The following is a 12,708-nucleotide window of genomic DNA, read 5'->3' on the forward strand; positions in this document are numbered from 1 at the left end:
CAGCCGATTCTATGAAGGATCGGCTAATATTTTCTGCTCATATTGATAGGAAATTAAAAATGCAGGTGCATAACAAAAAGGATAAAGATGATTTTGACCGTAAAGCTACTGCCTTAAGATCCCTTGCTCACAATTTAGCGACGAAATATATCCAGTACTTCTCGTCCGATTTCCTCTCGCAAGTTGAAGCCTTTATCCGCGGCCTTGAAAAAGAGATTGGCATGCACTGCTTGTCTTACAAAGGCGGTGCAGAACTAATTAGCAAAGAAATTGAGCATCTCAGTCAACAGGATGTTCAACTTACTTTTAACCAAGCTCGCATCTATTTGATTATCGAGAAAGAAAAAGAAAATCAAAAACTTAACTTGGTTCTGAAAAATGTTGGTTTTGTGGCTGGAGGGGCACAAGTCGTTGGCGGTTTTGGAATATGTGCCGCTTCGCTTGGTGTGGCTTGCGCTGCATATGGAACGCCAATGATGCTGCAAGGATCGAATAATGTGTACGAAAATGGCTACTATTTGCTATTTCGCGAAGACAGAAGCGGTACAGTCAGAGATGCTTATAGATATGCTGCCAGCCAGCTTGGATATGGCAACACTCAAGCTGATTTCGTATATGGTGCGGTTGATCTTGCGATGAGTGGCTATGGTGCAACTCGCTCAGTACTATTACCCAGAGAAAAATCCTGGAGCTTGTTCAGAAATATTAGTTCGGACTACATCCGGGGATGGCAGGAATCAACTAAAACAGCCTTGCTGTTGGATGGGATAAGTTCAACATCAACAACATGGTCGATGTATCAATTGCAAGGAGGAAAATAAATGGAGCTATTTCAGCCGCTGCCTATATGGCCGATTATTCTCTATTACACTCTTTCAATAGCAATATTCGCGCTACTTTTTACTATCAAAACTAAGATCAACAACAGAAATTATTACTGGCTCTTTGTGTTTTATACTTTTTTTGTCGTTGCGGTGGCAGCCATTCAGTTTTGTATTTTGATGCATGGTACCTCTTTTATGAAAGGCTTCTTGCATATCAACTTCGATGTCGATCGATACGACTCAATACGCTGGGGTGCCGGCTTTTTTGCCTTGATAAGCTATTTCGCTATGCCGCAAAACAAATACGTTAAGGTTGCCAAATAACCTTAATTATTGTGCGTAATTTTAATTATCAGGCGGTAAGTAAACCGGAAAAGACCCGATGTTTTTCTGCGCAGTAACAAAGCGACTACGCCTCTGGCAGCGTCACCTGAGCTTACGCTATACTAACGGCGCAATTGCCGGTCCACCGCTTCGGGCCGGCATTCATTGTGTTTACCACATGGATATTCCAAAAAAACCTTCCGAGGATCCGGTTAATAGCTGGATAAATTATGTTAAACAGTATCTTAGTCATACTCTGTCTGATCGCGGTGAGCGCGTTTTTCTCGTTATCTGAGATCTCGCTTGCCGCATCGCGAAAAATCAAACTTAAACTGCTTGCCGATGATGGCAACATCAACGCTCAACGCATCCTGAAAATGCAGGAAAATCCCGGCACCTTCTTCACCGTGGTGCAAATCGGCCTTAACGCCGTCGCCATTTTGGGTGGTATCGTCGGTGACGCCGCCTTCTCCCCCGCGTTTTACAATCTGCTGCTCAATGTCGTTTCACCGGAGCTGGCCGATCAGCTGAGCTTTATCATCTCGTTCACGCTGGTAACGAGTCTCTTCATCCTGTTTGCTGATTTGACCCCGAAACGCATCGGTATGATTGCGCCCGAAGTTGTGGCTTTGCGCATCATCAACCCGATGCGCTTCTGTCTCTTCGTTTTCCGCCCGCTGGTCTGGTTCTTTAACGGCATGGCGAACGTCATTTTCCGCATCTTCAAACTGCCGATGGTGCGCAAAGATGACATCACCTCTGACGATATCTACGCGGTGGTGGAAGCCGGTGCGTTAGCCGGGGTGCTGCGTAAGCAGGAGCATGAACTGATTGAGAACGTGTTTGAGCTGGAGTCGCGCACCGTTCCCTCGTCAATGACCTCGCGTGAAAACGTGATCTGGTTCGATCTGCACGAGGATGAGCAGAGCCTGAAAAACAAGGTATCTGAGCATCCGCACTCGAAGTTTCTGGTCTGTAACGGCGATATCGACCATATCGTCGGTTATGTTGATTCGAAAGATCTGCTTAACCGCGTGCTGGCAAACCAGAGTATGGCGCTGAACAGCGGCGTGCAGATCCGCAACACGCTGATTGTGCCGGACACCCTGACGCTCTCTGAAGCGCTGGAAAGTTTTAAAACTGCAGGGGAAGATTTCGCAGTGATCATGAACGAATATGCGCTGGTGGTGGGGGTGATTACCCTCAACGACGTAATGACCACGCTGATGGGCGATCTGGTCGGCCAGGTGGAAGAGATGATCGTCGCCCGCGATGAGAACTCATGGCTGATTGACGGCGGTACGCCGATTGATGACGTGATGCGCGTGCTGGATATCGATGAGTTCCCGCAGTCCGGCAACTATGAAACCATCGGCGGTTTTATGATGTTTATGCTGCGTAAGATCCCGAAACGCACCGATGCGGTGAAGTTCTCCGGTTACAAATTTGAAGTGGTGGATATCGATAACTACCGTATCGATCAGTTGCTGGTGACGCGTATTGATGCGCGCACCACGGTGCTGACGCCGAAACTACCGGATATGGAAGATAAAGGCGCGGCGTAAAGCCAGAAGCGGAAACATCAACGGCCCCTATGGGGCCGTTTTTTATAGGACTTTATAACTGCATAGCACAACAGATTAAGCCATATCGGTCTGCAGGCGCAGAACCTGGCGGTTAACTTCAGACATCACAGAGAAGTGCTGTTTGTCTTTCACTTTCGGCAGAAGGATCTTGCCCTTATCAAACTCGAAAGCGCCAACGTCCTTGATATACAACCGTCCACGGAACAGGATCTTGACGTACTTAGCCACCTGAAGTGGGTTGTAACGCTGGAAAATTTTCATTCTTCTATCTCTCCTGTAAAACAGATTACGCCCTTGCGGTACCACATTTGGTCCAACGTTGATGAGCGCAAATTTTGATGCCCAGTGACTATAGTCCACAACATGACCGATACATAGTCTGAATGGGTTTATTTACCTTTTGATGACAATTAATCAGAATTTTCTTTTCAAACCCTGAAACTTCGCAGTATAAGCCTACGTTTTTTAACCGTTATGTGCGTTAACCCGCAAACTGGCATCCCGATTGCGGGAAAAGCGTATTGATCGCACATATGATTAAACTGCCGTACCGAGTGGTCGGATCACCTGCATATAAACATGAGAGACGGAGACACCATGACCCTACGTAACATTCTGGCAGCGACATGCTTGTTACTGCCGCTGGTCGCTTCAGCGCATAACTTTGAAACCAACCAGCGCGTGCCGCCTGTGGGCGTTGCCGACCGCGGGGAATTGCTGCTGAATAATGACAAGTTTAGCTATAAAAACTGGAATAGCGCGCAGCTGCCGGGAAAAGTGCGCGTAGTGATGCATATTGCCGGTCGCACCTCGGCAAAAGAGAAGAATGCCGCGCTGATTGAGGCGATCAAAAGCGCCAACCTGCCGCACGACAGATACCAGACCACTACCATCGTGAACACCGACGACGCCATTCCGGGCAGCGCGATGTTTGTGCGCAGCAGCCTTGAGAGCAATAAGAAGCTCTATCCGTGGTCACAATTTATCGTCGACAGCGAAGGTTCCGTGCGTAAAGCCTGGCAGTTGGAAGAAAAAGGCTCCGCGATTGTAGTGCTTGATAAAGAGGGTCGCGTAGAGTTTGCGAAAGATGGCAGCCTGAGCCAGCAAGAGGTGCAGCAGGTGGTTGCCCTGCTGCATAAACTGCTCAGTAAATAGAGACACGAAAACCGGGGTTGAGGAACGACTCACGCGGAGTGTAATCAAGCGTGCGCCCTTTCCAGTCATGAACGTGCGCCCCGGCCGCTACCGCCACCGCGTGGCCGGCCGCCGTATCCCAGACGCTGGTCGGCCCAAAGCGCGGATAGAGCTGCGCTTTCCCTTCCGCCACCAGGCAGAACTTCAGCGATGAACCAATCGCCGTGGTTTGATGCTCGCCAAGCTGGTGCAGATACTCCTCCAGCTCCGGATCGTTCGAATGCGAGCGGCTGATAACCACCAGCGGCGGTCGCGCATCACGCACCTGGATCGGCTGGCGATGACCGCCCTCCTCTTTCCATGCGCTGCCCTCTGCGGCGGCGTACATCACATCAAGTACCGGGGCATAGACCACGCCCAGCACCGGTTTGCCCTGCTCAATCAGCGCGATGTTGACGGTAAACTCACCGTTACGCTTGATAAACTCTTTGGTGCCATCGAGCGGATCCACCAGCCAGAAACGATCCCAGCTCTGGCGCGTCTCCCACGCGGGAGGATCTTCTTCAGACAGGATCGGAATATCCGGCGCTAACGCCTGTAGCCCGCGAACAATCACATGGTGCGCGGCGATATCCGCCGCCGTCACCGGCGAGTCATCCACTTTACTGGTCACATCCATCGGCTGATGGCCGTCGTACACCTGCATAATGGCATCGCCCGCGTCGCGCGCGAGCTGACAAATTGCATCTAACATATCCACCTCTCTCTGTGCAGTGGTGTGTAACTCATTGTTTTACTTATATCGCATTGCGCCGCGATCTGCCAACTGTGAGAGGGATTGCAGTTTTATTGCTCACTTTTATGGCACTATTCACAATTCTGTAAGCAACACACTGTACATAACAATTTCTTTTGTGGCTTAGATCGAAAAGGACGCCTCTGATGATTAAGTTTAGTGCAACGCTTTTGGCCACGCTGATTGCGGCCAGCGCGCAAGCGGCAACGGTGGATTTACGTATTATGGAAACCACTGATTTGCATAGCAATATGATGGATTTTGATTACTACAAAGACTCGGCAACGGAAAAATTTGGCCTGGTGCGCACCGCCAGCCTGATTAATGCCGCGCGCGGCGAAGCGAAAAACAGTGTGCTGGTCGATAACGGCGACTTAATCCAGGGCAGCCCGCTGGGCGACTATATGGCGGCGAAGGGGCTGAAAAAAGGGGATATTCACCCGGTCTACAAGGCGCTGAACACTCTCGATTACGCGGTCGGCAACCTCGGTAACCACGAATTTAACTACGGGCTGGATTACCTGCATATGGCGCTGGCCGGGGCGAAATTCCCCTATGTGAACGCCAATATCATCGATGCTAAAACCAACAAACCGCTCTTCACCCCTTATCTGATCAAAGAGACGCCGGTGGTGGACAAAGAGGGTAAAACCCACACCCTGCGTATCGGTTATATCGGCTTCGTGCCGCCGCAAATTATGGTGTGGGACAAAGCCAACCTGAGCGGCAAAGTGACGGTAAACGACATCACTGAAACCGCCCGCCACTATGTGCCGGAGATGCGCGCGAAAGGCGCCGACCTGGTAGTGGTCGTTGCCCACTCCGGCCTCTCGGCGGAGCCCTACCAGGCGATGGCGGAGAACTCCGTTTACTACCTCAGCCAGGTGCCGGGCGTTGATGCGATCCTGTTTGGTCACGCGCACGCCGTCTTCCCGAGCAAAGAGTTTGCCGCGATTAAAGGCGCGGATGTCAGCAAAGGGACGCTGAACGGTATTCCGGCGGTGATGCCGGGCATGTGGGGCGATCACCTCGGCGTGGTCGATCTGGTGCTGAATAACGATGCCGGTAAGTGGAAAGTCAGCGACGCGAAAGCGGAAGCGCGGCCGATTTATGACGCCGCCGCCAAGAAAGCGCTGGTCGGCGAAGATGCCAAATTGGTGCAGATCCTCAAGCACGATCACGATGCTACCCGCGAGTTCGTCGGTAAACCAATTGGCAAATCGGCGGACAATATGTACAGCTACCTGTCGCTGGTGCAGGACGATCCGACCGTGCAGGTGGTGAACAACGCGCAGAAAGCCTATGTTGAGCACTTTATTCAGGGCGATCCGGATCTGGCGAAATTACCAGTGCTCTCTGCCGCAGCGCCGTTTAAAGCGGGTGGGCGGAAAAACGATCCGGCCAGCTTTGTTGAAGTGGAAAAGGGGCAGCTCACCTTCCGTAACGCCGCCGATCTCTACCTCTACCCCAATACGCTGGTGGTGGTGAAAGCGACCGGCAAAGAGGTGAAAGAGTGGCTGGAGTGCTCCGCCGGGCAGTTCAACCAGATCGATCCCAACAGCGACAAGCCGCAGAACTTAATCAACTGGGACGGTTTCCGCACCTATAACTTCGACGTTATCGACGGCGTGAAGTACCAGATTGATGTCACGCAGCCAGCGCGCTATGACGGCGAGTGCCAGAGCATCAATCCCAAGGCGGAGCGCATTAAGAACCTGACCTTTGACGGCAAGCCTATTGATCCGAATGCGGTCTTCCTTGTTGCCACCAATAACTACCGCGCTTACGGCGGCAAGTTTGCCGGTACCGGCGACAGCCATATCGCGTTTGCCTCGCCGGATGAGAACCGCGCGGTGCTGGCGAAGTGGATCAGCGATGAGACGCAGCGCGCAGGGGAAATCCACCCAGCGGCGGATAACAACTGGCGACTGGCACCGATCAGCAGCAGCCACAAGCTGGATATTCGCTTTGAAACTGCGCCATCGGAGAAAGCGGCGGCGTTTATCAAAGAGAAAGCGCAGTATCCGATGCAGAAAGTGGGTAATGATGAGATCGGTTTCGCGCTCTACAGCATCGATTTACGCAAGTAAGCAGGTAACCCGCAGTCGGTAGCGGCTGCGGGTTGATTACGCCACATCGCGCTCGCGGTGATGGGCCAGCACCTCCGGCAAGTTCAGCTCAATCCAGTCTGCCAGCGCGGCAACCTTTTCACTCACCTGCTCGCCGAGCGGCGTCAGGCTATATTCAACATGTGGCGGCACCACCGGAAAGGCGACGCGGTTCACAAAACCATCTTGCTCCAGCCATTGCAGGCTCTGCGCCAGCATCTTCTCACTAACGCCGCCCATCTTGCGGCGCAGATCGCTAAAGCGGTGCGTTCCTTCGCGCAGGGCAACCAGAATTAACACGCCCCAGCGGCTGGTGACGTGTTTCAGCACATCCCTGGAGGGGCACTGCTCGGCGAAGAGATTGCCGTCGCGCATCTGTTCGCTCAGGGTTTGCGGGCGAGTTTGCTGTTTCATACTTACCTTTTTGTACGTACTTACTAAAAGTTAGCTAGGGTGCTAGCCTACCACAACACTTACCCCCACGCAGGAGAAACATCATGATTGCACTCACCGGCGCCACCGGCCAACTCGGCCAGTTTGTTGTAGAAGCCCTGTTAAAAACCGTTCCCGCAAAAGAGATTGTCGCCATCGTGCGTAACCCGGCGAAAGCCGAAGCGCTCGGCAAACAAGGTCTTATTGTTCGCCAGGGCGATTACAACGATCAGGCCGCCCTCACTCAGGCGCTGGCGGGCGTCGAAAAACTGCTGCTCATCTCCAGTAGCGAAGTCGGCCAGCGCGCAGCGCAGCATCGCAATGTGATCAACGCCGCGAAAGCCGCAGGGGTGAAATTTATCGCCTACACCAGCCTGCTGCATGCCGACACCTCACCGCTTGGCCTGCACGTTGAGCACGTGGAAACCGAAAAGCTGCTCGCCGAATCCGGCATCCCGTTTGCCCTGCTGCGTAACGGCTGGTACAGCGAAAACTACCTTGCGAGCGCACCGGCGGCGCTGGCGCACGGCGTCTTCCTCGGTGCGGCGGGCGAGGGCAAAATTGCCTCGGCAACGCGTGCCGATTATGCCGCTGCTGCCGCGCGTGTCATTAGCGAAGAGGGTCATGCCGGCAAGGTTTATGAACTGGCGGGCGACAAGGCCTGGACGCTGAGCGAACTGGCGGCGCTGCTGAGCGAGGCCAGCGGTAAGAAGGTGGTTTACCAGAACCTGAGCGAAGCGGATTTTGCCGCCGCGCTGAAAGGCGCAGGTTTACCGGATGGGCTGGCAGAGATGCTGGCAGATTCCGATATCGGTGCCTCGAAAGGTGGGCTGTTTGACGACAGCCAGACCCTGAGCAAACTGATCGGTCGCCCGACTACCTCGATCGCCGACAGCGTTAACGATCTGCTGTAACGTTAATAATTGGTTAAATTTTATAGCCTCTCACCGGGCCATCCCTAATAATAGAGGGCATGTTCCGGGGGAGGTGAAGTGTGGAAGGCGTACCTGAGCAGTTTATTGACGAGCGCGACAGCGCGCGGTTTCGCCACCTGGCGCAGTTCCCGGGGGTGGAGCTGTATCATGCGCATATCTCCCGCTACGCCTTTGAGCCACATACCCATGAAGCGTTTGGCATTGGCGCGATTGAATCCGGTGCCGAGCGCTTTCGCTATCGTGGGACTCAGCATGTCGCCCCGACCAACGCGATCGTCACCATGAACCCCGATGAGATCCACACCGGCGAAGCGGTAGGCGAAGAGGGGTGGCGCTACCGCATGGTCTATCTCGACCCCGATCTGCTCGAGCAGGTAACCGGCGTGCGTCACTGGTGGTTTCGCGATGTTACGCGGCTCGATGCGCTGCGCGCCCGCCAGATCTGCGGCCATATTTATGCCCTCTGGCACACCGACGATCCGCTGGCGCAACAGGGCGTGCTGCTCGATCTGATTGATACCTTTCGCCCGCTGGCGCAGCACGCGCCGCAGCGCCCGGAAGGGGCGCACCGTTTTGAGCGGGTGCGCGAGTATCTGCATGACAACTATATGCGCAGCCTGACGCTCGACGATCTGGCAAGCGTCGCGGCGCTCAGCCCCTATCACTTCCAGCGCCAGTTCAAAGCCCATTTCCACGTCACGCCGCACCAGATGCTGATGGCGATCCGCCTGTGGCGCGCCAAGCATTTCCTTACCCAGGGAATGCCTGCGGCAGATGTTGCCGCCTTAACGGGCCTGACGGATCAATCCCACCTCACCCGCGCCTTCACCCTGCGCTACGGCATTACTCCGGTGCGCTACCAAAAGCAGGTTGCGCGCCGATAATGCGCAATCTCCTACAATACGCCCCCGCCCTGCTCCCCTACACTGGCGACAACCAGATAAAAGAGGTGAAGAGATGGTAAGTGGTGTGTTGTATGCCTTGCTCGCCGGGCTGTTTTGGGGGCTGATTTTTGTCGGGCCGCTGATCGTGCCGGACTACCCGGCCGCCCTGCAATCGACGGGGCGCTACCTGGCGCTGGGGCTGATCGCGCTGCCGTTAGCGTGGCTCGGGCGCGCGCGTCTGCGCCAGTTAACGCGAAGCGACTGGTGGACGGCGCTGTGGCTGACGTTGATGGGTAATCTGATCTATTACGTCTGCCTCGCCAGCGCCATCCAGCGCACCGGCGGCCCGGTGTCGACGATGATTATCGCCACGCTGCCGGTGGTGATCCCGGTGTGCGCTAACCTGCTCTACAGCCAGCGTGACGGCAAGCTCGCCTGGGGACGGTTGCTGCCCGCGCTGATCGCCATCGCCGTCGGGCTGGGGTGCGTGAACGTTGCCGAACTGCGCCAGGGCATTGCGGATTTTAGCTGGAGCCGGTATGGCTCAGGCATTGCGCTGGCCTTTGTCTCCGTGGCCTGCTGGGCGTGGTATGCGCTGCGTAACGCGCGCTGGCTGCGGGAAAACCCGGATAAGAACCCGATGATGTGGGCAACGGCACAGGCGCTGGTGACGCTGCCGTTGTCCCTGGTAGGCTATCTTGCGGCGTGTCTGTGGCTTGACGTTCAGAAGCCCGACTTCGCGCTCCCCTTCGGCCCGCGTCCGCTGCTGTTTATCGGCCTGATGTTCACTATTGCGGTGCTCTGCTCGTGGGTGGGGGCGCTATGCTGGAACATTGCCTGCCAGCGTCTGCCGACGGTGATTGTCGGCCCGCTGATCGTCTTTGAAACCCTCGCCGGGCTGCTCTATACCTTCCTGCTGCGCCAGAGCCTGCCGCCGCTCTTAACCCTGCTCGGCATTACCCTGCTGATTGGCGGCGTGGTGATGGCCGTCGCGTCGAAACCGCAGAAGGCCCGCATCACTCAGCTTGAGCAGCCATAAAAAAACCCGGCTTACGCCGGGTTTTAATCAGAAGGTTTCCCAGTTGGCTTCGTTAACGCTGGCCGCAGCCGGCGTCTTCGCCATCGCAACCGGCGAGCGCAACGCAGGACGCTGAACGTCACGGCTGCGGTTCACTTTGAACACCGCAACGGTTTCGGTCAGGCGAGCGGCCTGCTCTTCCAGCGCAGCGGCCGCAGCGGCGGACTCCTGCACCAGCGAGGCGTTCTGCTGGGTCACGCGATCCATCTCGGCAACAGCCTGACCAACCTGGTCGATACCACGGCTCTGCTCATCAGATGCAGAGGAGATTTCGCCCATGATATCCGTCACACGCGTTACCGCGCTGACGATCTCAGCCATGGTTTCACCGGCTTCGTGTACCAGCGCCGAACCGGCGCTTACGCGGTTACCGGAGTCATCAATCAGCCCTTTGATCTCTTTCGCGGCCTGCGCGCTGCGCTGTGCCAGCGTACGCACTTCCCCTGCCACTACGGCAAAACCACGACCCTGCTCACCGGCACGGGCAGCCTCAACTGCGGCGTTCAGCGCCAGGATGTTGGTCTGGAAGGCGATACCGTCGATCACGTTAGTGATCTGGGCAATTTTGCTGGAGCTGGCGGCGATTTCGTCCATTGTACGCACCACGCCATCCACCACTTCACCGCCTTTCTTCGCGGTACCGGACGCGTTAAGCGCCAGCTGCGTTGCCTGACGGGCGTTGTCGGCGTTCTGTTTCACCGTCGCGGTCAGCTGCTCCATGCTGGCTGCGGTCTCTTCCAGCGAGGCCGCCTGCTGCTCGGTACGCGAAGAGAGATCGTTGTTACCGATAGAGATTTCACCGGCACCGGTATAGATCGTGTCTGCGCCATCGCGCACTACGCTGACGGTTTTCACCAGCGACTGCTGCATCTCCTGCACGTTCTGCGCCAGACGCGCCATCTCGTTGGAGCCTTCGGCGTGGATCGCGTGAGTCAAATCACCGGTAGCGATATGGCGAATGTGGCTCATCACTTCATGCAGCGGCTTCAGCAGCACGCGCTGCATTGCCACCCAGCTCATAGCGATAACAGCCAGCACGACAACCATCACTGCCGCCAGGATCCAGAGAATGCGGATGTAGTCATGTTCGTTCTGCTGCACACCTTCGCTGGCAAGTCTTGCCTGCTCGGCGCGCCAGGCGCGGTAGCTCTTCTCCATCCCTTCCTGTTTTTTCTGCGCATTCTGACGGAACATATCTTCCAGCTTACCGGCCAGCAGCAGGCGGTTCATTTCGGTCAGCGTCGCGTGGTAGGTGCTGTACTGCTTCTCCAGCTCGTCAGAGAGCGCCTGATCCATACCCGGCGTCTGCGGCAGCTTGTAGTAAACATCGTAATGCTGCTGTGCCTGGTTAAGCAGGTTGGTGGCGTTTTGCACCAGCTCACCGAGCTGGCCGCCGTTAATCTGGCTGGCGGTGCTGCTCTGTAAGCGCAGCATGCCGCGGTTCAGGGTCACGCGCGCCTGGTTGAGGCTGATCCACGCATCGGTAAATTCGGATACGTTCTGGCTCGATACCTGGGAAACATTGAAGTTGTGCTTGTCATTGTTTAGCGCACTAATGAAAACGCCAGCTGAAATCAGCTGAAGTGCGCCAAGCACAACTAAAACCATGATTAATAAAGTTATAACTTTGATACGTTTGAACATCGTCGGCCTTTATTGCGTACAGAATATTGTCAGAACAGAGACTATCGGCAGCGATGAAAAGTTGTTTAATGTCAATAATTTGCCCTATCCAAAACTTTCCAGAAAAAGTAATTGTATTCAATGTGTTAATTTCGAAAGATTTTTTGTGATGCGTATCACGGTTTTTCACGCAAGAAAGGAATAAGGCTGCCGCGTTCTCCGTAAGGGGTATATCATCGCCATAAAGATGTATTTAAAATACAACTTATAGACTCCACGATGAGGTAACTGCTATGGCTTTCCGCGATCAACCCTTGGGCGAGCTGGCGCTCTCCATTCCGCGCGCTTCTGCCCTGTTTCGTAAATATGATATGGATTACTGCTGCGGCGGTAAGCAGACGCTGGGCCGCTCGGCGGCGCGAAAAGAGCTCGATATCGACGCCATTGAAGCCGAACTGGCGAAACTTGCTGAGCAGCCTCCCGACAAGGAGTGGCGCACGGCACCGCTGGCAGAGATCATCGACCACATCATTGTGCGTTACCACGATCGCCACCGCGAACAGCTGCCGGAGCTGATTCTGCAAGCCAGCAAAGTGGAGCGCGTCCACGCCGATAAACCGAATGTGCCGCGCGGGTTAACCAAATACCTCACCATGCTGCACGAGGAGCTCTCCAGCCACATGATGAAGGAGGAGCAGATCCTCTTCCCGATGATTAAACAGGGCATGGGCGCGCAGGCGATGGGGCCCATCAGCGTGATGGAGAGCGAGCACGATGAGGCGGGGGAGCTGCTGGAGGTGATTAAGCACACCACGCAGAATGTGACGCCGCCGCCGGAAGCCTGCACCACCTGGAAGGCGATGTATAACGGTATCAACACGCTGATTGATGATTTGATGGAACACATCAGCCTGGAAAATAACAATCTTTTCCCGCGTGCCCTCGCAGGTGAAAAATAAAAAGACGCCCGAGAGCGTCCTTGAT

Annotated in this window: 12 protein-coding genes and 1 pseudogene; 9 read left to right on the forward strand and 4 right to left on the reverse strand. The window is 55.0% G+C overall.

Going from position 1 to position 12,708, the window contains the following annotated elements:
- Positions 1 to 11: 11 nt before the first annotated feature.
- The 3 genes from EH164_RS19940 to EH164_RS19950 all read left to right on the forward strand — a co-directional run bounded on the left by EH164_RS19940 (position 12) and on the right by EH164_RS19950 (position 2,713).
- A complete protein-coding gene (locus EH164_RS19940) occupies positions 12 to 821 on the forward strand; it encodes a DUF4225 domain-containing protein (protein ID WP_241174985.1) in 810 nt (269 codons plus the stop codon).
- Entirely contained in the window at positions 822 to 1,148 is a 327-nt protein-coding gene (locus EH164_RS19945) for a hypothetical protein (RefSeq protein WP_124970358.1), read from the forward strand.
- Positions 1,149 to 1,378: 230 nt separating this feature from the next.
- Positions 1,379 to 2,713 carry a hemolysin family protein gene (locus tag EH164_RS19950; RefSeq protein WP_094419213.1) on the forward strand — a complete coding sequence of 445 codons (1,335 nt, stop codon included), beginning with the start codon at positions 1,379 to 1,381 and terminating at the stop codon, positions 2,711 to 2,713.
- 75 nt (positions 2,714 to 2,788) lie between these two features.
- Here the strand turns inward: EH164_RS19950 and EH164_RS19955 are convergent, their stop codons facing one another.
- The gene (locus EH164_RS19955; protein WP_094419212.1) at positions 2,789 to 2,995 is read right to left on the reverse strand and encodes a DUF1107 domain-containing protein; all 207 of its coding nucleotides are present in this window, start codon (positions 2,993 to 2,995) and stop codon (positions 2,789 to 2,791) included.
- Between the two features lie 336 nt (positions 2,996 to 3,331).
- Between EH164_RS19955 and EH164_RS19960 the strand changes: the two genes are divergently transcribed.
- The gene (locus EH164_RS19960) at positions 3,332 to 3,889 is read left to right on the forward strand and encodes a YtfJ family protein (protein ID WP_124970361.1); all 558 of its coding nucleotides are present in this window, start codon (positions 3,332 to 3,334) and stop codon (positions 3,887 to 3,889) included.
- Here the strand turns inward: EH164_RS19960 and cysQ are convergent.
- Positions 3,879 to 4,622, reverse strand: a complete 744-nt coding sequence (gene cysQ / locus EH164_RS19965; protein WP_124970364.1) for a 3'(2'),5'-bisphosphate nucleotidase CysQ — start codon at positions 4,620 to 4,622, stop codon at positions 3,879 to 3,881. The two genes, EH164_RS19960 and cysQ, sit on opposite strands and share 11 nt — an antisense overlap.
- A 188-nt stretch (positions 4,623 to 4,810) precedes the next feature.
- On the opposite strand from cysQ, the gene EH164_RS19970 reads away from it, so the two are divergent.
- Positions 4,811 to 6,754 (forward strand): bifunctional 2',3'-cyclic-nucleotide 2'-phosphodiesterase/3'-nucleotidase, encoded by a 1,944-nt coding sequence (locus tag EH164_RS19970; RefSeq protein ID WP_124970367.1) that lies wholly within the window; start codon positions 4,811 to 4,813, stop codon positions 6,752 to 6,754.
- 36 nt (positions 6,755 to 6,790) lie between these two features.
- On the opposite strand, the gene EH164_RS19975 is transcribed toward EH164_RS19970, so the two are convergent.
- Positions 6,791 to 7,186, reverse strand: coding sequence for a helix-turn-helix domain-containing protein (locus EH164_RS19975; protein ID WP_023478486.1), 396 nt, complete (start codon positions 7,184 to 7,186; stop codon positions 6,791 to 6,793).
- Between the two features lie 83 nt (positions 7,187 to 7,269).
- On the opposite strand from EH164_RS19975, the pseudogene EH164_RS19980 reads away from it, so the two are divergent.
- The 3 genes and pseudogenes from EH164_RS19980 to EH164_RS19990 form a co-directional block, all read left to right on the forward strand.
- Positions 7,270 to 8,128 (forward strand): annotated as a pseudogene (locus EH164_RS19980) (SDR family oxidoreductase); the annotation flags it as partial.
- A gap of 70 nt (positions 8,129 to 8,198) precedes the next feature.
- Complete coding sequence (locus tag EH164_RS19985) at positions 8,199 to 9,023, forward strand: AraC family transcriptional regulator (protein WP_124970373.1); 825 nt, start codon at positions 8,199 to 8,201, stop codon at positions 9,021 to 9,023.
- A 73-nt stretch (positions 9,024 to 9,096) separates the two neighbouring features.
- Positions 9,097 to 10,062 (forward strand): DMT family transporter, encoded by a 966-nt coding sequence (locus EH164_RS19990; protein ID WP_124970377.1) that lies wholly within the window; start codon positions 9,097 to 9,099, stop codon positions 10,060 to 10,062.
- 27 nt (positions 10,063 to 10,089) lie between these two features.
- Here EH164_RS19990 and EH164_RS19995 read toward each other — a convergent pair whose 3' ends face one another.
- Positions 10,090 to 11,745 (reverse strand): methyl-accepting chemotaxis protein, encoded by a 1,656-nt coding sequence (locus EH164_RS19995; protein WP_124970380.1) that lies wholly within the window; start codon positions 11,743 to 11,745, stop codon positions 10,090 to 10,092.
- 272 nt (positions 11,746 to 12,017) lie between these two features.
- On the opposite strand from EH164_RS19995, the gene ytfE reads away from it, so the two are divergent.
- Positions 12,018 to 12,683 carry an iron-sulfur cluster repair protein YtfE gene (gene ytfE, locus EH164_RS20000; protein ID WP_124970382.1) on the forward strand — a complete coding sequence of 222 codons (666 nt, stop codon included), beginning with the start codon at positions 12,018 to 12,020 and terminating at the stop codon, positions 12,681 to 12,683.
- Positions 12,684 to 12,708 lie beyond the last annotated feature (25 nt).

It is taken from the genome of Kosakonia sp. CCTCC M2018092 (assembly GCF_003864115.1).
Lineage (GTDB): Bacteria > Pseudomonadota > Gammaproteobacteria > Enterobacterales > Enterobacteriaceae > Kosakonia > Kosakonia cowanii.